This window comes from Micromonospora sp. CPCC 205558 (genome assembly GCF_036902955.1).
Taxonomy (GTDB): domain Bacteria; phylum Actinomycetota; class Actinomycetes; order Mycobacteriales; family Micromonosporaceae; genus Micromonospora.
Genome location: NZ_JBAKHR010000006.1, coordinates 44,744 through 69,120 on the forward strand (window position 1 = coordinate 44,744; position 24,377 = coordinate 69,120).

Consider the following 24,377-nt stretch of genomic DNA (forward strand, 5'->3'; position numbering starts at 1 on the left):
AACTTGAGCTGCCCCGATCCTACGTCGTCAATCGACCGGTCGTCCGCCCAGGCGCTACCCAACCACCGCTGGCATGCTGGGCGGGTGGATGAGACCTCCCCGGTACGACAGTGGCGGGTGCCGTCGAGCCTGCCGGCGGCGAAACTGGCCGGTGCCGTTCTGCTGATCGCGCTCGGGCTGCTCTTCGCCGACGGAGACGCGGTCCGGCTGGCGTTGGCCGTCCTGGCAGCCGCCGCGCTGGCCGGCTGGGCGGTACGTGACCTGGTCGCGCCGGTCCGTTTGGCGGTGGACCCGACCGGGCTCACCGTCATCCACGGCTTCGCTGGCCGGCGGCTGCTGCCCTGGTCGGCGGTCGAGGCCATCGCCGTCGACCGACGGCCCCGACTGGGGTTGACCAGCGAGACCCTGGAGATCGACGCGGGCAACTCGCTGCACCTGTTCGGCCGGTACGACCTGGGGGCCACCCCGGAAGAGGTGGCCGCCGTGCTGCGGGCCGCCCGCCCGGTCAGCTGAGCAGCTGGGCGGTGCGGAAGAGCACCAGCGCGAGCAGCACCGCCAGGATGATCGCCCCGCCGGCGACCTGCACCAGCGTCCGCCGACCACGCGGCGCGTACGCGAGCACCAACGCCATCAACGCGCCGACCGCCAGCCCGCCCAGGTGCCCGGGGATCGAGATGCCCGGCACGGTCAGCGTGAACACCAGGTTGATCACCAGGATCGGGATCACCTGGGAGATGTCCCGACCCAGCTTGCGTTCGATGATGATCAGCGCGGCGAAGAGGCCGAAGACCGCCGTCGACGCGCCGGCCGTGGCCGAGTTCTGCGCGCTGAACAGGTAGGCGGCGACGTTACCGCCCAACCCAGCGATCAGGTACAACGCTGCGAAGCGCAGTGGCCCGAGGTTGGCCTCCAACGACCGGCCGAGCACCCACAGCGCCCACATGTTCAGCAGCAGGTGGATCACGCCGTAGTGCAGGAACATCGCGGTGACCAGCCGGTACCACTCGCCGTCGGCGATGCCACCGAGCGTGCCGTCCGGGAAGAACGCCAGCCCGAGCACCGAACCCCAGTTGGTCAACGGGGTGCTGCCACCCATCAGCCCGCCGAAGCCGGAACCGCCCACCGCCGCGTCCCCGCCCCGGTCGGAGGCGATGGAGATCAGCATGACCAGCACGTTCAGCGCGATCAGCGCCTTGGTGACATAGCCGTGCCGGCCGGCCGTACCGCCGCCGAAGGCGGTACGCGCCGGCCGGACACTGCGACGCCCCTCGTTGACGCACTCCGGGCACTGGTGCCCGACCGAGGCCTCCCGCATGCAGTCCGGGCAGATCGGCCGGTCGCAGCGGGTACAACGGACGTAGGTCTCCCGACCGGGGTGCCGGTAGCAGACCGGGGTGGTCGGCGGTGACTCGCTCACCGGGCCGACCCTCCGTCCGCCACCGCACGGTCCACCGGCCGTGCTCCGGAGCGCTCAATCATGCGAGCAAAGGTACCTCGCCGGTCGCTCAGGAAGCGGACCGCTCGATCTCGACCCGCTCGATGACGACGTCCTGGAGCGGACGGTCGCTCGGACCGGTCGGGGTGTTCGCGATCGAATCCACGACCTTCACCGACTGCTCGTCGGCGACCTGGCCGAAGATGGTGTGCCGGTTGTTGAGGTGCGGCGTAGGGGACACGGTGATGAAGAACTGCGAACCGTTGGTGCCCGGTCCGGCGTTCGCCATCGCCAGCAGGTACGGACGGTCGAACCGCAGCTCCGGGTGGAACTCGTCGGCGAACTTGTAGCCCGGTCCGCCCCGACCGGTGCCGGTCGGGTCGCCCATCTGGACCATGAAACCGCTGATCACCCGGTGCGAGATGGTGCCGTCGTAGTACGGACCACTGCCCGGCTGACCGGTGCGCGGGTCGGTGTACTCACGGTTGCCCTCGGCCAGGTCGACGAAGTTGCGGACGGTCTTCGGCGCGTGGTTGGGGAAGAGCTCCAGCCGGATCGGGCCAGCGTTGGTGTGCAGGGTGGCGTAGACAGCCTCGGCCACGGGTACTCCTCACTCGTTGGTCAGTTCCATGCGGATCCTCCCATGTGCCCGATCTGGCATCGCGGAGGCATCCGAAGGTGGAGGATGACGAAGGAACAACTCCCAGGAGGTAGGACCGTGTTTGGATTCGGGCGGCGGCAGTCCCAGGGGCAGCAGGCCTTGGCCGAGCTGAACCAAGGCATCAGCCACCTGATGCTGGCAGCCAACCACGCCGCGAAGGGCGCCGGCGCGACCGTCGGCCCGCGGGTCCAGGTGGCCCGGGGCTACGTCGGGCCGACCGCGGCGAAGGTACGCGACCGCGCGTCGACCGGCTGGGGAACGACTCTCACCACGCTGGCACCGCTGGCGGCGGCAGCCCGTGACGGCGCCGCGCAGGCAGGGCCGCTGACCAGGAAGGCCAAGTCGAAGACCATGCGGATCACCGGTAAGAAGAAGCAGCCGCGCCGGCGCGGCTCGATGATGACCGGCCTGTTGGCGGCGGGCGCCATCGCCGGCCTGGCCGGCGCGGTGGCGTTGCGTCGCCGGCGGGAGCAGCAGGAGTGGGCCGAGTACGACCCGACCCGCAGCACCCTGGAGCCGATGCGCGACGAGGTCGACTCGATCGAGGTGCGTACCCCGTCCGCCGCCAGGGGGTCCGACGGTTCCGCCATGTCCGGCGCGGCGGGGATGACCGGTGCGGGCAGCTCGGCGGTGGCCGGCGGTGCCAGCGCCAGCACCACCGCCCCGGCCAAGCAGACCGGTGTCCGCCCGACCGACAAGGTCCCGTCGGTCGCCGAGGGCGCCACGGAGGTCTCCGGTCGGCCGACCGACGACCTCACCAAGGCGCTGGGCAAGGACAAGGACACGGCCCGTACCAACGGCCGCCGCTGAGGTCAGTGGCAGCGCATGAAGCGCCGATGAGTGTGCTCACCCACTCGTCGGCGCTTCCGCGTCGCGGTCACAGCCAGCCGTTGCGGCGGAACCAGCGGTAGAGGGCCAGCGAGACACCGAGCATGAGGGCCAGGGCCACCGGATAGCCGTACGTCATCTTCAGCTCGGGCATGTTGTCGAAGTTCATGCCCTCGACGCCGGCGATCGAGGTCCAGACCGCGGCGATGGCCGCCCACGCGGCGATCTTGCGCATGTCGTTGTTCTGGTCGACGGTGACCTGGGCCAGCCGCGCCTGGAGGATCGAGTTGAGCAGGTCGTCGTAGGAGTTCACCTGTTCCACGGTGCGGCTCAGGTGGTCCTGCACGTCCCGGAAGTACTTGCGGATCTCCTTGGGCACGTCCCGGTTGACCTGGGAGGTCAGCGTCATCAGCGGCCGTTGCAGCGGCACCACCGCCCGCTTGAACTCCACCAGCTCCCGCTTCATCTGATAGATCCGCTGGATCCGCCCGTGGCCGTGCCGGTCGAAGACCTCCGCCTCCAACACGTCCAGGTCGTCCTCGATCTGCTCGGCCACCTCCAGATAGAGGTCGACCACCCGGTCGGTCACTCCGTACGCCACCGCCCACGGGCCGTGCAGCAGCAACTCCTGCTTGGTCTCCAGGTCGGCGCGGATCGGGGCGAGCCGGCAGGCGTCCCCGTGCCGGACGCTGATCACGAAGTTCGGGCCGATGAAGAGCATCACCTGCCCGGTCTCCACCACCTCGGAGTTCTCGGTCAGCTCGGTGTGCTCGCAGTAACGGGCGGTACGCAGCACCAGGAAGACGACGTCGCCGAACCGCTCCAGCTTGGGGCGCTGCTCGGCCTTCACCGCGTCCTCGACCGCAAGCTCGTGCAGGCCGTAGGTCTCCGCGATGGCTGTCATCTCGGCCAACTCCGGCTCGTGCAGACCGATCCAGACGAAGCCGTGCTCCTCGCGGCGGGCCGCAGCCAGCGCCTCCGCGTACGTCCAGTCGCCGGGCTGCCGCTTGCCGTCCACGTAGAGCGCGCAGTCGACCACCGCGCTGCGGCCAGTGCCGGTCGGGGCCGGCGCGGGCTGCGAGCCGTCGACGTTGAGGATGCGCGTCATCGCCCGTACCGGGGAGGGCCACGCCCGAGGTCGCAGGACCCGCCCGGTGGTCGACGGTGCCGTCCGGTCCCGCTCTGTCCGATCCGTCATCGCGTCACCTCCCGCGCTCAGCTGCGGCTTGCAGGCTACGCCGACCGGGGTCGAGGACCGGTGTGACGGCGGTCGCCCGGGAGCGGCGCCGGGCGGGCCGGGCCGCATCGGGGGGTGTGCGGGGGACGACACGGCCCACCCGGCACCTGTGGGGGCGGGAGGTTGTGCTGCCGCGTCCACCCGGGCAGGGCCGGCCGGAGGCCGGGCGGTGAGCTCCGCAGCTGACGGGGTGACGCTCGCAGCATTGTGGGCCAGCCGGCCGCCCGAAGGGGAGCCCTCGGACGGCCGGCATCGTCGTTCTGTCGGGAACCCGACAGATGAATTCAGCCTCGGACGGCTTCGACGGCCGCCGCGAGCCGCTGGACGCCCTCGTCGATCCGGTCGGCGGTCACCGCCGAGAAGGCCAGCCGGAGGGCGTGCCGCCCGCCGTCCAGCACGAAGTCACTGCCCTTGACCACGGCGACCCCGCGCTCGGCAGCCGCCGGGGCGAGCCGGTCGACAAGCACGTCCTCCGGGAACTCCACCCAGAGGAAGTAGCCACCGTCGGGCTCCACGAACCGCGCCTGCGGCAGGTGCCGGCGCAACGACTCGGCGAGCACCTCGGCCCGTTCGCCCAGCGCCGCCCGGACCGTCTCGATCGAGCGGTCGATGTCACCGGAGACGCAGAACTGGTGCACGATCGCCTGGGACACCATGCCGGGGGAGATGTAGAGGCTTGTCGCGTTCTTCGCGATGGCGGCGATCAGGTCGGCCGGGCCGACCAGGTAACCGACCCGCACACCCGGGCAGACCGTCTTGGTGAAGCTCGACGCGTGCACCACCACGTTGCGGGTGTCCAGCGAGAGCATCGACGGCAGCGCCTCACCACGGAAGCGGATGTCCGCGTACGGGTCGTCCTCGAAGATCGTGAACTCGTACTCGGCGGCGAGGTCGAGCAACTCCCGGCGCTTCTCCAGCGACAGCGTCATGCCGGCTGGGTTCTGGTAGTTCGGAATGACGTGCGCGAGCCGGGGTCGGACCCCGGACTCCAGCAGCTTGCGCAACTCGGCAGTGTCCAGACCATCCGGCTGGACCGAGATGCCGTGCAGCTCGCTGCCCATCCGCTGGAGGTTGAGCAGCGTCCGGTCGTACGTCGGGCGTTCCACAACCACCGCGTCGCCGGGGCGGACCAGGTGGTCGAAGAGGAACGCGTCGGCCTGGAGCGACCCGTTGGTGACCAGCACCTGGTCGGCCTCGACCCCGTGCTTCTCGGCGATCCACTTTCGCAGCGGAAGGTAACCGACGGAGGTGCCGTACGCCGTCACCCCCGCGGGGTCGGCGTCGAAGGCGCGGACGGCGGCGGCCTTGAGCCCCTCGACATCGACGATGTCCAGCGAGGGAGCCCCACGGGCAAAGGAGATCAGCTGCTCGGCGGTCATGAATGTTGAGCGTACGGGCGGCTGCGGGGAACGCGCGGTCGGCACGGCGATGTCCGCATCTTGAGCCACCGGGTCGGGTGACCCCACCGGACCGGTCGGCGGAAGATCAGACCGGAAGGGCGAGCGCGTCGTGCTGCGCGGCCCGGGAAAGTCCCTCCAGCTGCACGCCGAGGGCGTCGAGGAGTTGACTCCAGTCGAAGTAGGAACGCCAGGCGGTGATCCGACCCTTGCGGGCCCGGACCACGTCGGCCACCTCCCAGCTCACCAGGCGGCCGGTGGGCGCGACGGTGCCGTACGGCGAATGCAGGGTGCCGGTGTGGGTGCCGGTCAGACGCAGCTCGACCGCCGCCCCACCGGCTGTGCGGACCGCACCCATCGGGTCGACTCGCAGGTCTGGAAAGGCACCGGTCCAGGTGCGCAGCAGCGCGGGCAGTTCGATCGGGCGGACCGTCACTCCCGGCATGGCGTAGAACGCCTCCGGGGCGTAGAACTCCGGCAGCCGGGCCACGTCCCGACGCAGGACCATGGCGTACTGCTGTTCGACCAGCCGCTCCGCGTCGCGCATCGGGACCTCCCCCACGGGCCACGGCGTCTCCGCGCCCGCAGGGGATGTCTACCCATCGATCCGGCCCGGCACACCACCCCGGTCAGGGCGTGGCGACCGCCTGACTCTCCGACCAGACCCGCATGATGTCCCGGACGGAGATCACGCCGGCCACCTCCCGGCCGTCGAGCACCACCAGGTGCCGGAACCCGCCCCGGGCCATCGCGGCGGCGGCCTCGGCCAGGGTCCACTCCGGCCCCGCGTAGACCACGTCCCAGGTCAGGTGGGCCCCGGTGCGTTCCACGTCGCAGTCCAGGCCCGCGCCGATGGCCTTCAACACGTCGCGTTCGGTCATGATCCCCACGCCCTCGGAATCCGGGTCGATCACGACCGCCGACCCGACACCCCGGGCCGACATCATCCGGGCCGCCTGACGAAGCGTGTGCTCCGGACCGACGACGAGGACCTGGCTGGACATTGCATCCCGTACCTGCATCACGCATCACCCCTTTGGGACGGTGGCATTCGGTACAGACATGGTGGTCGGTGGATGTTTCCGGGACAAGAGCGGCATCGCACATGCTGCGCACGCTGGCAAATGTCGGATGGTGTCCACCGAGCCACTGCGCCGCGCCGGAGCGCCTGACCATGCTCGCCGACCTGGCGGCGTTGCCCGGCTGACCCGGTTGGCCGGAGCGGCACAGCCAGCCGGGGCTATTCTCCAGCGGTGACCGGAGCAGGACGAGGGAGGATGTCGCGATGATCGGAATGGTGCTCGCGGCCGGAGCGGGGCGACGGCTGCGCCCGTACACCGACACCCTGCCCAAGGCGTTGGTGCCGGTGGACGGCGAGACGACGATCCTGGACATCGCGCTGGGCAACCTCGCCGAGGTCGGGCTCACCGACATCGTGATCGTCGTCGGCTACGCGGCGGACGCGGTCCGCGAGCGGCAGGCCGACCTGGAGAAGCGGTACGGGGTCACGCTCACCCTGGTGCACAACGACAAGGCCGAGGAGTGGAACAACGCCTACTCGCTCTGGCTCGCCCGGGAGCACTTCGCCCGCGGGGTGCTGCTGGTCAACGGGGACACCGTGCACCCGGTGAGCGTGGAGAAGACCCTGCTCGCCGAGCGCGGCCCGGGCATCCTGCTCGCCGTGGACACCCTCAAGCCGCTGGCCGAGGAGGAGATGAAGACCACCTTCGACGCCGCCGGCCAACTCACCCGGATCACCAAGATCATGGACCCGGGCGAGGCGTACGGGGAGTACATCGGCGCCACGCTGATCGAGCCGCAGGTCGCCGACGCCCTCGCCGACGCGCTGGAGGCGACCTGGCGACGGGACCCGAACCTCTACTACGAGGACGGTTACCAGGAGTTCTCCGACCGGGGCGGGGAGGTGCGGGCGGCGCCGATCGGTGACGTCCCGTGGGTCGAGGTCGACAACCACGCCGACCTGGCCCGCGCGCGGGAGATCGCGTGCCACTACTAGCTCGCAGCGTCCTCACCCCGCTGCACATCGACGTACGACGCGGGGCGGTCGCCGACCTTGGCGCGATCCTGGCCGACGGGCGAATCTCCTCCGGCGGTGACGTCGCGGTGGTGGTCGGCCCGGGTCAGGGTGCCCAGATCGCGGAGCTGATCCGACCGTCGCTGCGCTCGGCGGACGTCTTCACCGTCTCCGGCGGGACGTTGGACGCCGCCGACGACCTGGGCGGCAAACTCCGCGCCCGGTCGTACGACGCGGTCGTCGGCATCGGCGGCGGCAAGACCATCGACGTGGCCAAGTACGCGGCCACCCGTCGAGGGCTGCCGATGGTGTCGGTGGCGACCAGCCTCGCCAACGACGGGATCGCCTCCCCGGTGGCCAGCCTGATCACCGACGGGATCAAGGGCTCCTACGGCGTACACATCCCCATCGGGGTGATCGTCGACCTGGACTTCGTGGAGAGCGGCCCGGACCGGCACAACCGGGCCGGCATCGGCGACGTGATCAGCAACATCAGCGCGCTGGCCGACTGGGAGCTGTCCCGGCAGGTACGCGGTGAGCCGGTCGACGGGCTGGCCGCCTCGCTCTCGCGAGCGGGCGCCGAAGCGGTGCTCAACCACCCGGGCGACATGAGCGACGACGCCTTCGTGATCGTCCTCGCCGAGGCGTTGATCTCCAGCGGCCTGGCGATGGCGGTCGACGGCACCAGCCGTCCGTGCAGCGGCGGCTGTCACGAGATCATGCACGCGGTCGACGCGCTCTTCCCGGGGACCGCCTCGCACGGCGAGCTGGCCGGGCTGGGCGCGCTGTTCTGCACCTGGCTACGCGGAGATCTCCGCCGCTTCGGGGAGATGTCCGCCTGCCTCGCCCGGCACGGTCTGCCCCGGCTCCCCGCCGAGGTGGCGCTCACCGACGACCAGTTCATCGAGGCGGTGCAGTTCGCGCCACGTACCCGGCCGGACCGGTACACCATCCTCGAACACCTGGCACTGTCGCCTACCGAGACGCGGGAGCGGCTGGCAGACTACGCCGGTGCAATCCGCGACCAACTTGGCTGACCCCCGTCCCACCGTCGCCGACTTCCACCGGGTGAACCGGGGCGGCGGCCTGTTCAGCGAGTCGATCAGCCAGTGGCTGGGGGCCGTCTTCGCGCTCGTCGCCCAGCGGCTCGGGCTGCGACCGACCGCGTTGACCATCACCAACCTGGTGCTCGGGCTGGCCACCTCGGTCACCGTGGTGGCGCTCGCCGGCCCGGTCGCCGCCGGGGACGTACCGGCCTGGGTGGTCGGCGTGCTCGCCCTGATCGGCTGGCAGGTGGCGTACTCCCTGGACTGCGCGGACGGGCAACTGGCCCGGGTGACCGGCCAGGGCAGCGCGGCCGGCGCCCGGGTCGACGTGCTCTGCGACGTGGCCGCGCAGATCGCCCTGGTGGCAGCCCTCGCCGCCACCGCCGTGGCGCAGGAGCCATCCACGCCGACCTGGCTCGTGGCGACCTTCGCAGGCACCTGGATGGTCAACCTGGTGACCTCGGTGATGCAGGCCGGCCCGAACGCGGCCAGCATGGTCACCTCGACCTCGCTGCCGGTGCGCCTGGTGAAGCTGGTCCGCGACTACGGCGCGGTGATCTTCGTGGCCGCCCTGGTGCTCGCGGTGGCCCCTGCGCTGGTCCTCTGGGTGATGATCGCCTTCACCATCGTCAACGGCGGTTTCCTGCTCGCCAGCGTCGCCTTCTCCGCCCGCGCCTCCCTACGCTGACCCCGCCCACGCGCCGCGCCGCCACGACGCGCCACCCACCCTCCAGGATCGCGCCGTCGGCACGCCGCGCCACCCCAAGATCGCGCTCGATCCAGGAAGTAGGGCTATCCGGCTGCTTCGAGGCCACTACAACCAGGATCGAGCGCGATCATGCCGGTCAGGGCAGGGCGCGTCGACGGAACGCCACCCGTTGGCGTCAGGACTTTCGTCGTCGGCAGCGCTGCCGTCACGGTCCCGAAGGCAGTTCGGTCCCGCCGGCTCGCACGCGATGTCGGCGGAGTTCTTCGAGGAGGAAGGTGTCGGCTTTGAGGCGGGGGTCGTCGACCTGCCGGTCGAGGTCGACGACGTGTTCGAGTTCCCGGATCGCCGGGTCCAATTCACCGGCCGCCTGGTGGATCATCGCGATGTTGTAGCGGGTGGTGGCTTCGCTGGCCCGGTCGCCGACCTCTCGCTGGATGGTCAGGGCCTGGTGGTAGTGGTCCAAAGCCTGCTGCCGATGCCCCAACCCCTGGTACAGGTGGCCGATGTTGGTGAGGGTGACGCCTTCGCCGGCCCGGTCACCGACCTCCCGCCGGATGGGCAGGGCCTGCTGGAAGTACTCCAAAGCCCGCCGCCGCTCCCCCAACCCGCTGTACACGCCGCCGATGTTGTTGAGCGTGGTGGCTTCGCCGGCCCGGTCACCGACCTCCCGCCGGATGGGCAGGGCCTGCTGGTAGTGGTCCAAAGCCCGCTGCCGATCCCCCGACCCGTGGTACGCGAGGCCGATGCTGTTGAGGTTCGCGGCTTCGCCGACCCGGTCACCGAACTCCCGTCGGATGGGCAGGGCCTGCTGGAAGTACTCCAAAGCCCGCTGCCGATCCCCCAACCCGTCGTACACGCTGCCGATGCTGTTGAGGGTGGTGGCTTCGTTGACCCGGTCACCGACCTCCCGATGGATGGGCAGGGCCTGGTGGTAGTGGTCCAAAGCCTGCTGCCGATCCCCCAACCCGTCGTACACGTGGCCGATGCTGGCGAGGGTGGCGGCTTCGTTGCCCCGGTCGCCGGCATGTTGGTACATGGTCAGGGCCTGCTGATAGTCGTCCAGCGCCAGCCAGGGCCGACCGGTCGACGACCGCGCCGAGCCACGTTGGTAGAGGGCGTTGGCATCCGGGCCCAGGGTCAGGGTCGCGGTGGCCATGGCCTCGACCGCCGCGAACCGTGAGGTACGCAGCCACACCTGCCCCACCCGGGCACCGACCTCCCGGGCGATCAGCGGCTGCTGATCGGCGACAGCAAGCCGATGCACCTCCACATCTCGGGCGACGGCGGTCGCCGCAGCGTGAGTATCGGGGGACAACGGCGGCGGTTCTCGATCCTCCATGCCCGATCCACCTCGCTCTTTCTGCGGCTTCCGGTTGCCGACTCGGCGTGGCAGGTCCCGGAACGCGAATGAAACGTACATTAACCGCCAAGGTCCACCCGTTGATCACCTGGCCTGGCGAGAGATCGGCAGTCCTGGGGCCGGCGTGACCATACGCATCAGGGAAGGGTGCGGGCGATGGGAAACGCCACAGTGGAGGTGTCCGGGGCGCAGGCCGCGCGCCGGGAGGGCCGGATCCGAGGTCAGCGAGGGCGGGCCAGGCCGGCGTAGATGTCCAGGTGCCGCTTGATGACGACGTCGGGGTGGAAAGTCTGCTCGTACCGCAGCCGGGCCGGTGCGGAGAGCGCGGCGGCACCGGCCCGCGCGACCGGGAGCGCGGCGGCCAACGCGGCCGGGTCCGGCGGGACCACCCACCCGGCGGCACCGGTGACCAGGCCGGCCGGCATCGCGGGCGGACCGGCCGGCGGCGGGGAATGGCCGGCGACGGCCGAGGCGACGGCGGCAGGCCCGGTGCCGGTGGGCTCGTGCGGGGCGTCGGCCCCGACCAGGTACGGAATGCCGCCCAGCGCCGTCCCGAGCACCGGACGGCCGCTCGACAAAGCCTCGATGATCACGGTGGGCAGCACGTCGTGCCACATCGCGGCGACGATCACCACAGCGCTCGCCTCGACTGCGGCCCGCACGCCGGCCCGGTCGAGCTGACCGAGGTAGACCACGTCGGGCCGCTCGGCGGCAGCTGCCTCCACGAGGTGGCGCTGCTCACCGTCGCCGGCCACCCGCAGCGTGCCCAGCGCACCCACCGGGTGCCGGCGCCAGGCGTCCAGCAGCAGGTCGACGCCCTTCTCCGGGGAGAGCCGGGCCATGTAGAGGAACCCGTCACCGAGTGGCGCCGGCCGACCCGGGTCGGGTACGGAGTTCGGCTTCACCACGATGCGGTCGTCCGGAATGCCGTAGTCGCGGAGGTGGTCGGCGATCGCCGAGGTGAGCGCGATGTACCGATCCACCGAGCGCCAGGTGCCCCGGTGCACGGCCAGGGTGGTCGCCATCAGCGCGCTCTGCGCCGCCGAGTCGCGGTAGCAGCGGTGCTTGATCGCCGGCACACCCAACGCCCGGCCCTTGCAGTCCTGACAGATCACGCCGTCGCGGAAGTAGATCCCCGACGAGCAGACCTGCCGGTAGTTGTGCACCGTCTGCACCACCGGCACGCCGTGCCGGTGCGCGGTCCGCACCACCCATGGCGAGAGCAGGGGGTACGGGTTGTGCAGGTGCAGAACGTCCGGCCGGTGCTCGGTGAGCAGCCGGCTCAGGTCGTGCTGGGCGCGCGGAGCCCAGATCGGCGAGATCGGCAGCAGCGCCTTCGCCGCCTTCGACATCGACGGGATCTCGTCCGAACTGCGGATGAAGGGCAGCACCTCGACGCCAGCGGCGGTGAGCTGAGCGATCTCCGAGTCGACGATCGTGTTCTCACCGGAGGGCTGGGCTTCCCGGTACCGGTTGTGCGCCACCACGATTCTCACGGAGCTTGCCTCTCGTTCGCGATTGCGGGACTCGCAAGCTCATTCCTCACGCTCACGGGAAAGAAGGCTACCGTTGTGTCGTGCCCGAGCTACCGGAGGTTGAGGCGCTCGCGGGTTACCTGCGACAGCGCGCGGTGGGGCGGCGTGTCGATCGGCTGGAGATCGCCGCGATCAGCGCCCTGAAGACGTACGAGCCGGCGCCGACCGAGGTCGCCGGCCGGGCGGTGGTCGACGCCAGTCGGCACGGAAAGTTCCTCGATGTCCTCTTCGAGGGTGGCCTGCACCTGGTGGTGCATTTGGCGCGAGCGGGCTGGCTGCATTACCGGGAGGCGTTCCCCGCCACCACCCCGTTGCGGCCGGGCAAGGGCCCGATCGCGGTGCGGGTACGCCTCGATGACGGTTCCGGCTTCGACCTCACCGAGGCGGGCACCCAGAAGAAGCTGGCCGCGTACCTGGTCACCGACCTTGCGGCGGTCCCCGGAGTGGCCAAGCTGGGCCCGGACGCGCTCGCCGCGGATCTGCCCACCTTCACCGAGCGGCTGCGGAGCCGGCGGGGGCAGGTCAAGGGGGTGCTGACCGACCAGTCGGTGCTCTCCGGGGTGGGCAACGCGTACTCCGACGAGATCCTGCACGCCGCCAAGCTGTCCCCGTTCGCGATCACCGATCGGCTCACCGACGCCCAGATCGCCACCCTGCACGCCGCCACCCGACAGGTCCTCGGCGACGCGGTCGAGCGCTCCCTCGGTCAGCGGGCCGCCGAACTCAAGGGCGAGAAGCGCTCCGGTTTGAAGGTGCACGCGCGCACCGGTCTGCCCTGCCCGGTGTGTGGGGACACCGTCCGTGAGGTGTCGTTCGCCGATTCCAGCCTGCAGTACTGCCCGACCTGCCAGACCGGTGGCAAGCCGCTCGCTGACCGTCGGTTGTCCCGTCTCGTACGGTGAGTAATTCCACTCGGTGATTACGGAGCGGAATCGCCCTGACTGTGTCGAAGCTCCGGTCTGCCGGTCCCGTCTTTCGGGTATCCATCGGTATAGTGGCCCGGTCCCCGGCTTCTGATTGGTGTGGAGCCGGCCAGTTCCCGCCGCAACCATCGGTCGCCAATCTCCTTCGGGGCGGCAACCGGTCGGGCCCGCGTGGGAGACTGGGACGGTGGGCGACCCGGGCCTTCACGCCGAGTGAGCGGCCCGTGTCATGCGGGAGGACATGGGTGAGGTGACGACAAGCCTCCAGCGCCCGGTAACCAACGAAGGCCGGAGCAAACTCGTGCGGCACGTCGACAGCTTCGAGATCCAGCCGCCGACGCCGAATACGCACAACGGTGTACCCCGGTCGGCGTGGGCCAGGGCGCGACGTCGCGTCTCCCGCTGGCACCGCCCCTACACGGCGATCCTGCTGTTGCTCGACTTCAGCGCGGCCGCGTTCGCCAGCTGGATCGCGATTCAGCTCTTCGACCAGGCCGCCTCCGGGTTCTCCGGCACCAAGCAGGACCCGACCTGGTTCCACACCATCTCCTACGTCCTGCTTCCGCTCGGCTGGGTCGTCATCCTCTGGGGCAACCGGGCGTACGACCGGCGCTATCTGGGGCTCGGGCCCGACGAGTACAAGCGGGTGATCCGGGCGTCGGTGACGGTGGCCGCGAGTGTCTCCTTCCTCGCCTTCGCCACCGTGACCCAGCTCTCCCGGTTCACCGTGGGCACCGCGCTGGTCGGTGCGGCGCTGCTGATCCTCTGGGGTCGGTTCGTAGCCCGGTGGGCCCTGCACTACATCCGCCGGCAGGCCGGCCAGGCCGCGCACCGGATGGTGCTGGTCGGCACCCTGCCGGAGTGCCTGGAGGTCTACGCGGCGGTCACCCGCAGCCCGTCCGCCGGGCTGATGCCCGTCGCCATCCACCTCACCAACGGGTACGCGGCGGCGCGGGGGATGCCGACCCCGGTGCCGGTGTACTCCGGCCGAGACGTGCTGGCCCTGGTCCGTGAGGTCGGCGGGGACACCATCGCCGTCTGCGGGTCGGCCAGCGCCGAGCCGGGCGAGCTGCGGCGGCTGGCCTGGCAGCTGGAGGGTTCCGGTGTCGACCTGGTGGTCGCCCCGCAGCTCACCGACATCGCCGGCCCCCGGGTGCACATCCGGCCGATCGAGGGTCTGCCGCTGCTGCACGTCGAGGAGCCGACCCTTTCCGGGCCGGCGCTGCTGGCCAAGAACCTGCTGGACCGGGTCGCCGCCGGCCTCGGTCTGCTGCTGCTGATCCCGCTCTTCCTGGCCGTCGGCGTGGCGATCCGGATCTCCGACCCGGGGCCGGTCTTCTTCCGCCAGCCTCGGGTGGGGCACGAGGGGCGCACGTTCCGGGTGTGGAAGTTCCGGACCATGTACGTCAACGCCGAGGAGCGGCTGGCCAGCCTGGTCGACCGGAACGACACCGACGGCATGCTGTTCAAGATGAAGGAGGACCCGCGGGTCTTCCCGGTCGGCCGTTTCCTGCGGGCCACCTCGCTGGACGAGCTGCCGCAGCTCATCAACGTGCTCTGGGGCGAGATGTCGCTGGTCGGGCCCCGACCGCTCCCGGCCGACGATGGTGACTTCCTGGGTGACGTGCGCCGCCGACTGCTGGTCCGCCCCGGCATGACCGGGCTGTGGCAGGTCTCCGGTCGCTCCGACCTGTCCTGGGACGAGTCGGTCCGCCTGGACCTCTACTACGTCGACAACTGGTCGCTCGCGTACGACCTGAGCATCCTGTGGCGCACGGTCGGGGTGGTGCTCGCCCGTAAGGGCGCGTACTAGAGGGTTGGCGTGCCGGCTCGCAGGGGCGAGGATCGCTGCGTGGCTGCCAACCTCTCCGCCGTGGTCGGCGTCGTCTCACTCGTCACCGCGCTGGCCGCAGCCCTGTTGGCGGTGCTGCGGCTGCGGGCCCGCCGGGGCATCGCCACCGCGACCCAACGGGCCACCTACGAGGTGCTGCACACCGCCGGGCTGGCCGCCGAGCCGCTGCGGGCGGGGTTGAGCGAGGCTGGCGCGGCGAAGGCCGTACGTCATCTGCGGGCTCTGGTGGGCGCGGTCGGGTTGGCGCTCACCGACGCCGACCGGCTGCTGGCCCTCGACGGACGCGGCACGCACCACGGTGAGCAACTGCTCGCGGCGGCCCAGCGGACGGTGGACACCGGCCGCTCGACGGTGCTGGGTGAGCAGGAGTTGCACTGCGACCGGGTCGACTGCCCGATCCGGGGGGCGGTGGTCGCGCCGTTGCTGGGGGCGGACGGCCGTGTGGTGGGCGCGCTGGTGGCGGTCGCCGACAGCCCACCACCTCCGGGGTTGGTGCAGGCCACCCTGGAGACGGCGCACTGGGCCGGCAACCAGCTCGCCCTGGCCGAGCTGGACTCGTCGCGGGAACGGCTGGCCCGCGCCGAGATCCGCGCGTTGCGGGCGCAGATCAGCCCGCACTTCATCTACAACGCGCTGACCGCGATCGGCTCGTTCGTGCGCACCGACCCGGAGCGCGCCCGGGAGCTGATCCTGGAGTTCGCGGAGTTCACCAGGTACTCGTTCCGCGCGCACGGGGAGTTCACCACACTGGCCGAGGAGCTGCGGTCGATCGACCGTTACCTGACCATCGAGCGGGCCCGGTTCGGCGACCGGTTGCAGGTGCGGTTGCAGATCGCCCCGGAGGTGCTGCCGGTGACGCTGCCGTTCCTCTGCCTCCAGCCGTTGGTGGAGAACGCGGTTCGCCACGGGTTGTCCCGCAAGCCGGGCACGGGCATGGTGAGCATCGAGGCCCGGGACGCGGGCGCCGAGTGTCACATCACGGTGGAGGACGACGGAGTGGGAATGGATCCGACCACGCTGACCGCCGGCATCGCCGAGCTGGCCCGCGGCACCGGCGACCCGGTTGACGACACGGGCCAGCACGTCGGCCTCTCCAACGTCGACGAGCGGTTGCGCTCGGTCTTCGGAGACCGGTTCGGCCTGGTCGTGGAGACCGGGCTGGGCTCGGGCACGAAGGTGAGCATGCGGGTGCCGAAGTTCCACCCCGGCGTACGGGCAGGGTCGTGAGCGAGCGAACCGGGACGGGCGTGGTGAACGCGTCCGGTTTCCTGCGCGTCCTCGCGGTGGACGACGAGCCGCCCGCGCTCGACGAGTTGGCGTACCACCTGCGGGCCGACCCCCGGGTGGCCCGGCTGCACACGGCCGGGGACGCCACCGAGGCGCTGCGGCTGCTGCGCGACGCCGACGTGGATGTGGTCTTCCTGGACATCCGGATGCCCGGCCTGGACGGCATGGAGTTGGCGCGGGTGCTGCGCCGCTTCGCCCGCCCGCCGGCGATCGTGTTCGTCACCGCGTACGACGACGGCGCGGTGGACGCCTTCGATCTGGGCGCTACCGACTACGTGCGGAAACCGGTTCGCGCCGATCGGTTGGCGGAGTCGTTGCGCCGGGTGATCGGCTCGCGGGTGGTGCCGTCGCACCCGGCGGCGTTGGCCCGCGCGGAGGAGGACCCGACCATCCCCATCGAGTTGGCCGGCACCACGCGGATGCTGCCCCGTTCGGCGGTGCGGTGGGTGGAGGCGCAGGGTGACTACGCCCGGTTGCACACCGCGGAGGGGTCGCATCTGGTGCGGGTCTCACTGGCCACGCTCGCGGAGCGCTGGGCCGATGCCGGTTTCGTCCGGGTGCACCGGTCGTACCTGGTGCAGTTGAAGTTGATCGCGGAGTTGCGGCTGGTCAACTCCGGCTACGTGGTGGTGATCGACTCGACCGAGCTGCCGGTGAGCCGGCGGCACACCCGGGAGCTGAAGGACAAGCTGGTCAGGGCCGCGAAGCAGGATTGGAGTCGTTGAGCCGGGAATGGGAAGCGCCCTACCGTACGTTGTACGATAGTCCGTACGACTTCCGGGAGGCCTGCGTGACCGAGACCCCGTTCAACGCCGCATCCGAGTTCGACAGTCAACTCGACCGACTGGTGCGGCTCGGCTATCCCGCCCTCGCCGGGCTGACCGAGAACGCCTTCCGCGACCTGGTCGCGCCACTGCGGGCCAGCGCGGTCGAGGGCACCGCCGGGCTGCCCGCCCCCACCGACGCCCGGGTGCCGTTCCTGCTCGTCACCACCCGGGACCTGATCGGAGTGCCGGAACGGATGGAGCTGACCACCCTGGCCGGCAAGCGAAAGCCTGGCGTCGTCGACCGGAACTACGCCGAGGACGACCTGCCCCGCTTCGACCCGATCAAGGAGTTGGAGGTGCCGGCCGGGCCGGCGTACCTGCTCTTCGACGTCGACCGGGGCGAGGAGTTCCGCAACCTGGCACCGGCCATCGCCATGGAGGGGATCACCGCACAGGACCGGCTGCCGCTCACCATCGACGAGGGGCTCGCCTTCATCACGCTGCACCCGGCCGCGTTGGCGAGCAACAGGTGCTTCTCGCTGATCGGCTCCCGCTGCGGCGACAAGCGCGTGCCGGCGCTCTGGATCAGCCAGGGCGCACCCAAGCTGGGCTGGTGCTGGTACGGCAACCCGCACACCTGGCTCGGCTCCGCCTCGGCCCGCCCGGAGCGCACCGGCCTGGAGTAACCGCCAAGATCAGTGCCATGCAGACGGGGCCGGTGGCAGTTCACCGGCCCCGCCGCACGTCCGGCGGCGCTCAGTCCGGGAGTGGAAAGCGCGTCCAGGATGTGCCGTCGGCGGTCAACTGCACGTGGTCCGCACCGCTGACCGTCATGTCGTCCCGGCCGTAGAGCCAGGCGTGTCCGGGCGCGGCACCGACGCCCCCGTCGCGTCGCTCGTACTCGCGCATCTTCTTGAAGCGTCGCCCGGCATCCAGGCCGATCATGGCCGTGGACCTGTTGCCGGAGGGCTGCATGTTCCCCGCCTCGACGAGCAGCAGGTCCCCGTCCGAGCCGACGACGAGGAACCGGGTCTCCAACGAGTTGGGCAGGTCGGTGCCCATGTCCGCCCAGGTTCGCCCGCCGTCCGTGGTACGCAGCAGCTGCGACGTGCCCCCGACCTCCATCGGCTGGGCGCCGGGCGGTGGTGGTGGCGCGATCAACAGGTACGCCTCCTGCGCGCTGACCCCGGCTATCGCGATCACGTTCGCCCCCGCGGCCGGCTGCCAGGTGGTCCAGGTGGCTCCCCGGTCCACACTCCGGGCGACCACCATGACGCCGATGTCACCCGGCCAGTAGTTCACCCAGATGGTTCCGTCCGCACTCGGATAGATGCTCGCGGGCGGATAGGGAGACGGCGGCTTGCCGCCGAGCCGGTACACCGTCCCCGTCGACGAGACCGCCAACGGTTCACGCAGCGCCCCGCAGCCCCGGCCCCACTGGCAGAAGACCGGCTGAGCGCTTGCCGGGAAGGACGACACCGTCACCATGGCCTGCTCGGCGTCGGCCCAGGTGCGGCCGTAGTCGGTGGAGAGCCGGAGCTGGTCGCCATCCTGGATCAGGTAGGAGCGCTGATTCAACACCGAGAACTCGGGGTTGCTCAGCGGATTCCCCTCCTCGTCCGATCCGCACTGGTTGGTGGTGCGATACCGGGTCGTCTCGTCATCGGTCCAGCTTCGCCCACCATCGTCGGTGTGCCGGAACCACACCGTGAAGCAACCCTCGTCGGCGTCCCGCACCCCTGCGACGACGGCGGAGTCCGGCCCGGTCAGGAAGAACTCGCCGCTGCGGCCCGGCATGACCGGCGGCTGGTCCGGACCGGTCCAGCCACTTCGGCCGGTGTTGCCGAACAGTGGCAGCATCGCCACGCCGGCCACGGCGACAACCAGACCCAGCGCCACCCCGCTGGTACGCCGCCGACGGCGGGCCCGCGCCACCGTCCGCACGTCGTCCAGGGGCGGCTGGCGGACCGCGTCGGCGACAGTGTCGACGTCGAAGCCGGTGAACTCACGTTCGGACATCGATCCTCCCGATGTTCGTGCTCTCGCTGATCTCCGAGTCGGTCAGCAGCGCAGCCAGCGCCTGCCGACCCCGGGACAACCGGGACTTCACCGTGCCCGGCGAAACGCCGAGGGTCGCCGCCACCTCGTCGATCGGCAGGTCGACCAGGTAGTGCAGGGCCAGCGCGTGCCGCTGCCCCTCGGGAAGGCCGCGCAGGGCGGCCAGCAGCGCCAAATGCTCCGGTGAACGGTCGGCGACCGCCGGCGGCGGGCCAATCCGACGCAGCAGCCCGTCCAGCAGCCGCCGTCGGCGGTAGCGACTGCGGGCGACGTTCACCGCGACCCGGCGCAGCCACGCCTCCGGATTGTCGAGGCCGGTGAACCGACCGGGTGCCACCAAGGCCCGGGTGAACGCCTCCTGGACCGCCTCCTGTGCCTCGTTCAGGTCTCCGGTCACCGCGTAGAGCTGAACCACCAGGCGGCGGAAACAGCCGGCGTACAGCTCGGAGATCGCATCACCGTCAGACACCGTCACCCCCTTCTTCACCTGTCCCACTCCCGGGCGAGAGGAAAGGTTCCGGGTGACCGGTCGAGGGGCTGCTCGAATGCATCGAGTGTCGCCACTCACAGCGAGGTCGCATGAGGACGCCGTGGCCTATCCTCCTGGGGCCGGATTCCTCACGGGGCAGCGGATCGGCGCGGGCAGAGCCTGCTCAGGCTGCCCCGCCATCCTCACATCGGGACACTGATGCAGCCGTTACCTGGTCACCCAACCTGATGGCACCCGCAAGCTGGAACGATTCACCGTTCCGGCCAGCGGCAGCACATCCGTCGGTCTGGTCGTAGCGACCAACTGACGTCTCACGTGGCGGGGCCGGTGGCGGTGTGCCACCGGCCCCGCTTCGTGTCCGAGGAACCTGTCCGCTCGTGAGCCGTGGGAAAGGTTTCGGGTGACGGGTCAGAAGATGTCGACCAGCGGCAGGGCGAGGGGGAACGGCTGCTCGGTGCGGTAGACGTCGCCGACCGGCAGAACGGCCTGCTCGCGGTAGCCGCCCGCGCCGTTCATCAGCACGGTCAGGATCTGCTTGCGGGGCTCCACCAGCCAGTAGAGCGGAATGCCGACGGCCGCGTACTCGTGACGCTTCAGCACGAGGTCACGGCCGGCGTTGCTCGGCGAGATCACCTCGACGACGAGGAGCACGTCGGCCGGGTCGAGTGCGGCACCGCCGCTCTCTAGTGCGCTCTCCCTGGCCACGAAGAGATCGGGCACGAAGTACGACGAGCGTTTCGCGCTGACGCCGATGTCCTGACCGACGAGCACACCGGCGGGGGCCTGCCGGTCAAGGATCCGGCGGAGGCGGTTGGCGACCGCGCCGTGGAAGACGTCCGCATGGGGGGACACGAGCAGGCTCCCGTCGAAGATCTCGTAGACCTGGTCGTCCTCGGGGAGGCTCTGGAGGTCGTCGACCGTCCAGGCGTCGCCCCAGCCGGGCCGGGCAGGGTTCGTCACCGTCACACCTCCTCTCTACCCGACCACCCTGACAGCTCGGCCGGTTGTCCACAACGAGCCACCGGAGTTCACACAGGCCAGCCTGCGTCGCCACCGGTTTATCCACAGGGGTGAGCGGTTGTCCACAGGTTATGCACAACGCCACCCACCGATGTGAACAACGTCGATCGGTGGCTCTGCTTGACAATCCGGCCCGGCGGGCAAGACTGCCGGGGTGGCCAAGCAACTCCCTGATGTGGGGTCGGGCGGTGCGGTACCGCCGCCGCGGCGGTCCCGGATCGTGCTGGCCGAGATCACCCGGCAGGACACCCGCGCCGAGCGGACCCGCGCCGAGTTGGCCCAGCAGACCCAGGTCGGCGAGGCGCTGGTCCGCGGCCTGGTCCGGGCCCAACTCGCCCTCGCGGTGCGGATGTCCCTGGTGGTGGCCATCGGGTTGGGCGGGCTGCCCTGGCTGTTCGCGATCGCGCCCTCGCTCGGTCGGACCACAATCGTCGGCGTCAACCTGCCGTGGCTGCTGCTCGGGGTGGTCTCCTTCCCGTTCCTGATCGGGGTGGGCTGGGCGTACGTGCGGCTGGCCGAGCGCAACGAGCAGGACTTCACCGACCTGGTGCAACGGCCGGAGCGCTGAGTGGGCAACGACTTCGTGGTCCCGGCCATCGTCGCGGTCACCCTGGTCACCGTCGGGATCGGCTTCTACGGGCTGCGATTGGCCCGGACCACGTCCGACTTCCTGGTGGCGTCCCGGGCGATCAGTCCGACGTGGAACGCCGCCGCCATCGGCGGGGAGTACCTGTCGGCGGCGAGCTTCCTCGGCATCGCGGGGCTGGTCCTCAAGTACGGCGTGGACGTGCTCTGGTACCCCGTCGGGTTCGCCGCCGGATACCTGGCCCTGCTGCTCTTCGTTGCCGCGCCGCTACGCCGCTCCGGCGCGTTCACCCTGCCCGACTTCTGCGAGCTGCGGCTGGGGTCGCGTCGGCTCCGCATCCTGGCCACCGCGTTCGTGATCTTCATCGGCTGGCTGTACCTGGTGCCGCAACTCCAGGGCGCCGGGCTGACCCTGGCCACGGTGGCCGGCTCCCCGTACCCCCTCGGAGCCCTGCTGGTGGCCGCCGTGGTCACCGCGAACGTGGCGCTGGGCGGCATGCGCGCGATCACCTTCGTGCAGGCGTTCCAGTACTGGCTCAAGCTGACCGCTCTCGCCGTACCGGTGATCTTCCTGGCCCTGCAGTGGCAGGCCGACGGCCGCCCGGCGGTGACCCCACCCGACGGGCCGACGTTCCGGGCCGCGACCACCGTCGTGGTCGAGCACCGAGCGACCCTCACCCTGCCCGACGGTGACATCCGGGAGGTACGCCCCGGCGACGAGCTGACCTTCGCCGCCGGGGACCCGGTACCGGCGGTGTCCGGGGTGGCCACCGACGCCAACGACTGGTTGCTGCCCAGCGCCGCCGGTGACGACGACCGGGGGCTGTTCGCCACGTACTCGCTGATCCTGGCCACCTTCCTGGGCACCATGGGCCTGCCGCACGTGCTGGTGCGCTTCTACACCAACCCCGACGGCGCGGCGGCCCGCCGGACCACACTGGTCGTGCTGGCGTTGGTCGGCGTCTTCTACCTGCTGCCCACCCTGTACGGGGTCCTCGGTCGGATCTACACCCCGCAACTGCTGCTCAGCGGCCAGACCGACGCGGTGGTGGTGCTGCTACCCGGCGCGGCCCTGGGCGACGGGCTGGTCGGGCGGCTACTCGCCGCGCTGGTCGCCGCTGGCGCGTTCGCGGCGTTCCTCTCCACCTCGTCCGGGCTGCTGACCAGCGTCGCCGGGGTGATCTCGACGGACGTGCTCGGTCGGGGCTCGGTACGCGGTTTCCGGCTGGCCACCGTCATCGCCGGTGGTGTGCCGACGGTGCTGGCGCTGCACGTCGACGGACTGGACGTGTCCCAGGTCGTCGGGCTGGCCTTCGCGGTCGCCGCGTCGAGCTTCTGCCCGCTGCTGGTGCTCGGCATCTGGTGGCGCGGGCTGACCGACGTGGGCGCCGCCGCCGGCGTGGTGGCCGGCGGCGGCGCGGCGATCGGCGCGGTGCTGGTCACCGTGCTCGGCCCACCGCTGTCCGGCTGGCCGGCCACGCTCATCGCGCAGCCGGCAGCCTGGACGGTGCCGCTGGCCTTCACCGTGATGGTCGCCGTGTCGATGGCAACCCGCCGGCGAGCCCCGGCTGACATCGCTGCCACCATGCTCCGCCTGCACACCCCGGAAGCCCTCCGCATGTGAGCCGGATCGGCACACCCGCAGTTGAAGCAGAACGGTCAACAGGCGTCCGTGCCGGCGCAGAGCCGATCGGCAACCTTGGGCGCGTACTCCGTAGCGGCGGCGCGATCGGCCACCGTGAGTTCGGCGGTCAGATCGCCCACCCTGACGAACAGGTAGTGGGTAACGGCATCGCCGTGGTGCTCGACACGGACCAGCACAGACTGCGTGCCGGCGAGATCCTCGGCGAGCACAGTGATCTTCACTTCCGGCCCACCGCACTTCTCGGCCCGGTCCCGCACAGCGCCGAGGTAACGGGCGGCGTCCCCCGCCGAGTACCGGGTCACCGTCTCGTCCAATGGCGCGATCTGGCCCTGGACGAAGACGATCCCCCGTTGGGCGCGGGGATTCAGCCGGAACAGTTGGTGATTCGACGGTTCACACCCACCGGTGCTGAAGGCGAAGCTGGAGTCCCCCTCACTGCTCGGCGCCTGCCCGCGCCAGTCGGACGGGACATCGGACGCCTGCAACAGCGCCGACGCCGGGATCGCCGGGTCGGTGGTACCAGCCGACGGCCGACCACTGGTCCGGGACGGGGTGGACGGCGGTGCCACGGGAGTGCGGCTGGCCTTCGGTGGGGACGGCGTCGGGGTGGCTGACGGATCGGGTGTCGGGGTGGGTGAACCGGTCGCCGGCAGCACCGGTGTCGGTGCCCCGTCCTGGCCGTCGGCCAGAGCCACCGCCCCGGTGGCGATCACGGCCACCGCCACCGCGCCCGCGAGCGTCGCCGCGATCCTCGTCCGACGGGTCCGCCGCCTGCCGCGCTCCCGCACCTGCTCGCTCGGCGCCCACGTCAGGTGCTCGGTGTCGCGGTAGATGTCGGCGAAGAACTGATCAGGCATTGCTGACCTCCTCGGGGAGGGTGGTGCCGAGCAGAGGGGCCATGGCCTGGCGGCCGCGGGCGAGCCGAGCCTTGACGGTGCCGGCCGGTACACCGATCTGGGTCGCGATGTCCGCGACCGAGAGGTCCGCCAGGTAGTGCAGGACGATCGCCTCGCGTTGTTCCGGCGGCAATCGACGTAACGCCGCGACCAGCGCGACCGTGTTCTCCGATGGTGGTCCCACGGCGGTGGCCGGACCGTGCCGCCGGGTTGCGCGGATGCCGTTGCGGATCTTGCGCCATCGGTTCATGAGGAGGCGGTGCCCCACGCTGCGCACCCACGCCTCCGGATCGCCGTACTCGCCGATGCGCTGCCAGCGTTGCCAGGCCCGCACGTACGCCTCCTGTGCGGCGTCCTGCGCCTCATGGACGTCGCCACCGAGCGCGTACAGCACGGTGACGACCCGGTGCCTGCTGGCTCGGTAGAACTCCTCGAAGCCGTCATCTCTGTCCAACGTCCCCTCCCCGTGTCGCTCCTGCCTCTGTCACCCGCCAGCACGGTGTCCGGTTGCATCAGGTGCGGCGAGGAGCAGTTTTCAGGGGCGCTGAGCGGCGTGTCCGTCTCGGGGATGATCGCGGGTCCGTCCGTCGCCGGACGGCGGAACTGGCGGT

At 70.8% G+C, this 24,377-nt stretch carries 25 protein-coding genes; 12 read left to right on the top strand and 13 right to left on the bottom strand.

The window, feature by feature from the left end; genetic code table 11:
- Positions 1-84 precede the first annotated feature (84 nt).
- Positions 85-513: a PH domain-containing protein gene (locus tag V6U86_RS07515; RefSeq protein WP_334500052.1), complete on the top strand. Its 429-nt coding sequence runs from the start codon at positions 85-87 to the stop codon at positions 511-513.
- Here the strand turns inward: V6U86_RS07515 and V6U86_RS07520 are convergent.
- On the bottom strand, positions 506-1,417 hold the full coding sequence (locus tag V6U86_RS07520) for a rhomboid family intramembrane serine protease (RefSeq protein WP_334500054.1): 912 nt from the start codon (positions 1,415-1,417) through the stop codon (positions 506-508). The two genes, V6U86_RS07515 and V6U86_RS07520, sit on opposite strands and share 8 nt — an antisense overlap.
- A gap of 88 nt (positions 1,418-1,505) precedes the next feature.
- Positions 1,506-2,036 carry a peptidylprolyl isomerase gene (locus V6U86_RS07525; RefSeq protein ID WP_130405633.1) on the bottom strand — a complete coding sequence of 177 codons (531 nt, stop codon included), beginning with the start codon at positions 2,034-2,036 and terminating at the stop codon, positions 1,506-1,508.
- An 84-nt stretch (positions 2,037-2,120) separates the two neighbouring features.
- Here V6U86_RS07525 and V6U86_RS07530 point away from each other — a divergent pair, with 84 nt between their 5' ends.
- Entirely contained in the window at positions 2,121-2,906 is a 786-nt protein-coding gene (locus V6U86_RS07530; protein WP_334500059.1) for a hypothetical protein, read from the top strand.
- Positions 2,907-2,973: 67 nt separating this feature from the next.
- Here the strand turns inward: V6U86_RS07530 and corA are convergent, their stop codons facing one another.
- The 4 genes from corA to V6U86_RS07550 all read right to left on the bottom strand — a co-directional run bounded on the left by corA (position 2,974) and on the right by V6U86_RS07550 (position 6,580).
- Positions 2,974-4,122, bottom strand: a complete 1,149-nt coding sequence (gene corA, locus V6U86_RS07535; RefSeq protein WP_334500061.1) for a magnesium/cobalt transporter CorA — start codon at positions 4,120-4,122, stop codon at positions 2,974-2,976.
- Between the two features lie 323 nt (positions 4,123-4,445).
- The gene (locus tag V6U86_RS07540) at positions 4,446-5,540 is read right to left on the bottom strand and encodes an aminotransferase-like domain-containing protein (protein WP_334500064.1); all 1,095 of its coding nucleotides are present in this window, start codon (positions 5,538-5,540) and stop codon (positions 4,446-4,448) included.
- A 106-nt stretch (positions 5,541-5,646) separates the two neighbouring features.
- Complete coding sequence (locus V6U86_RS07545; RefSeq protein ID WP_334500066.1) at positions 5,647-6,105, bottom strand: ester cyclase; 459 nt, start codon at positions 6,103-6,105, stop codon at positions 5,647-5,649.
- Between the two features lie 82 nt (positions 6,106-6,187).
- On the bottom strand, positions 6,188-6,580 hold the full coding sequence (locus V6U86_RS07550) for a CBS domain-containing protein (protein ID WP_334500068.1): 393 nt from the start codon (positions 6,578-6,580) through the stop codon (positions 6,188-6,190).
- A 263-nt stretch (positions 6,581-6,843) separates the two neighbouring features.
- On the opposite strand from V6U86_RS07550, the gene V6U86_RS07555 reads away from it, so the two are divergent.
- The 3 genes from V6U86_RS07555 to V6U86_RS07565 are packed head-to-tail and all read left to right on the top strand — an operon-like array spanning position 6,844 to position 9,327.
- Positions 6,844-7,575 (top strand): phosphocholine cytidylyltransferase family protein, encoded by a 732-nt coding sequence (locus V6U86_RS07555; protein ID WP_334500069.1) that lies wholly within the window; start codon positions 6,844-6,846, stop codon positions 7,573-7,575.
- Entirely contained in the window at positions 7,563-8,630 is a 1,068-nt protein-coding gene (locus V6U86_RS07560; RefSeq protein ID WP_334500071.1) for an iron-containing alcohol dehydrogenase family protein, read from the top strand. Before V6U86_RS07555 ends, V6U86_RS07560 begins: the two co-directional genes overlap by 13 nt.
- Positions 8,605-9,327 carry a CDP-alcohol phosphatidyltransferase family protein gene (locus V6U86_RS07565; protein WP_334500073.1) on the top strand — a complete coding sequence of 241 codons (723 nt, stop codon included), beginning with the start codon at positions 8,605-8,607 and terminating at the stop codon, positions 9,325-9,327. Before V6U86_RS07560 ends, V6U86_RS07565 begins: the two co-directional genes overlap by 26 nt.
- 226 nt (positions 9,328-9,553) lie before the next feature.
- Here the strand turns inward: V6U86_RS07565 and V6U86_RS07570 are convergent, their stop codons facing one another.
- Both V6U86_RS07570 and V6U86_RS07575 read right to left on the bottom strand, forming a co-directional pair.
- Positions 9,554-10,687: a tetratricopeptide repeat protein gene (locus tag V6U86_RS07570; protein WP_334500075.1), complete on the bottom strand. Its 1,134-nt coding sequence runs from the start codon at positions 10,685-10,687 to the stop codon at positions 9,554-9,556.
- A gap of 242 nt (positions 10,688-10,929) precedes the next feature.
- Positions 10,930-12,204 (bottom strand): glycosyltransferase, encoded by a 1,275-nt coding sequence (locus V6U86_RS07575; protein ID WP_334500077.1) that lies wholly within the window; start codon positions 12,202-12,204, stop codon positions 10,930-10,932.
- Positions 12,205-12,284: 80 nt separating this feature from the next.
- Here V6U86_RS07575 and V6U86_RS07580 point away from each other — a divergent pair, with 80 nt between their 5' ends.
- The 5 genes from V6U86_RS07580 to V6U86_RS07600 all read left to right on the top strand — a co-directional run bounded on the left by V6U86_RS07580 (position 12,285) and on the right by V6U86_RS07600 (position 17,758).
- Entirely contained in the window at positions 12,285-13,145 is an 861-nt protein-coding gene (locus V6U86_RS07580) for an Fpg/Nei family DNA glycosylase (RefSeq protein ID WP_124778497.1), read from the top strand.
- Between the two features lie 262 nt (positions 13,146-13,407).
- Positions 13,408-14,979, top strand: a complete 1,572-nt coding sequence (locus tag V6U86_RS07585; RefSeq protein WP_334500795.1) for a sugar transferase — start codon at positions 13,408-13,410, stop codon at positions 14,977-14,979.
- Positions 14,980-15,018: 39 nt separating this feature from the next.
- A complete protein-coding gene (locus V6U86_RS07590; RefSeq protein WP_334500082.1) occupies positions 15,019-16,245 on the top strand; it encodes a sensor histidine kinase in 1,227 nt (408 codons plus the stop codon).
- Between the two features lie 23 nt (positions 16,246-16,268).
- A complete protein-coding gene (locus V6U86_RS07595; RefSeq protein ID WP_124778501.1) occupies positions 16,269-17,030 on the top strand; it encodes a LytR/AlgR family response regulator transcription factor in 762 nt (253 codons plus the stop codon).
- A 65-nt stretch (positions 17,031-17,095) separates the two neighbouring features.
- Complete coding sequence (locus V6U86_RS07600; RefSeq protein ID WP_334500084.1) at positions 17,096-17,758, top strand: DUF5701 family protein; 663 nt, start codon at positions 17,096-17,098, stop codon at positions 17,756-17,758.
- Between the two features lie 70 nt (positions 17,759-17,828).
- On the opposite strand, the gene V6U86_RS07605 is transcribed toward V6U86_RS07600, so the two are convergent.
- The 3 genes from V6U86_RS07605 to V6U86_RS07615 all read right to left on the bottom strand — a co-directional run bounded on the left by V6U86_RS07605 (position 17,829) and on the right by V6U86_RS07615 (position 20,580).
- A complete protein-coding gene (locus V6U86_RS07605; RefSeq protein ID WP_334500086.1) occupies positions 17,829-19,091 on the bottom strand; it encodes a WD40/YVTN/BNR-like repeat-containing protein in 1,263 nt (420 codons plus the stop codon).
- The gene (locus V6U86_RS07610; RefSeq protein WP_334500088.1) at positions 19,078-19,599 is read right to left on the bottom strand and encodes an RNA polymerase sigma factor; all 522 of its coding nucleotides are present in this window, start codon (positions 19,597-19,599) and stop codon (positions 19,078-19,080) included. Before V6U86_RS07610 ends, V6U86_RS07605 begins: the two co-directional genes overlap by 14 nt.
- A 429-nt stretch (positions 19,600-20,028) precedes the next feature.
- A complete protein-coding gene (locus V6U86_RS07615; RefSeq protein WP_334500091.1) occupies positions 20,029-20,580 on the bottom strand; it encodes a Uma2 family endonuclease in 552 nt (183 codons plus the stop codon).
- 214 nt (positions 20,581-20,794) lie between these two features.
- On the opposite strand from V6U86_RS07615, the gene V6U86_RS07620 reads away from it, so the two are divergent.
- Together V6U86_RS07620 and V6U86_RS07625 are read left to right on the top strand one after the other, a co-directional pair.
- Entirely contained in the window at positions 20,795-21,208 is a 414-nt protein-coding gene (locus V6U86_RS07620) for a hypothetical protein (protein ID WP_334500094.1), read from the top strand.
- The gene (locus V6U86_RS07625) at positions 21,209-22,849 is read left to right on the top strand and encodes a sodium/solute symporter (protein WP_334500096.1); all 1,641 of its coding nucleotides are present in this window, start codon (positions 21,209-21,211) and stop codon (positions 22,847-22,849) included.
- Positions 22,850-22,884: 35 nt separating this feature from the next.
- On the opposite strand, the gene V6U86_RS07630 is transcribed toward V6U86_RS07625, so the two are convergent.
- Both V6U86_RS07630 and V6U86_RS07635 read right to left on the bottom strand, forming a co-directional pair.
- On the bottom strand, positions 22,885-23,727 hold the full coding sequence (locus V6U86_RS07630; RefSeq protein WP_334500098.1) for a hypothetical protein: 843 nt from the start codon (positions 23,725-23,727) through the stop codon (positions 22,885-22,887).
- Positions 23,720-24,220 (bottom strand): SigE family RNA polymerase sigma factor, encoded by a 501-nt coding sequence (locus tag V6U86_RS07635; RefSeq protein WP_334500100.1) that lies wholly within the window; start codon positions 24,218-24,220, stop codon positions 23,720-23,722. Before V6U86_RS07635 ends, V6U86_RS07630 begins: the two co-directional genes overlap by 8 nt.
- Positions 24,221-24,377 lie beyond the last annotated feature (157 nt).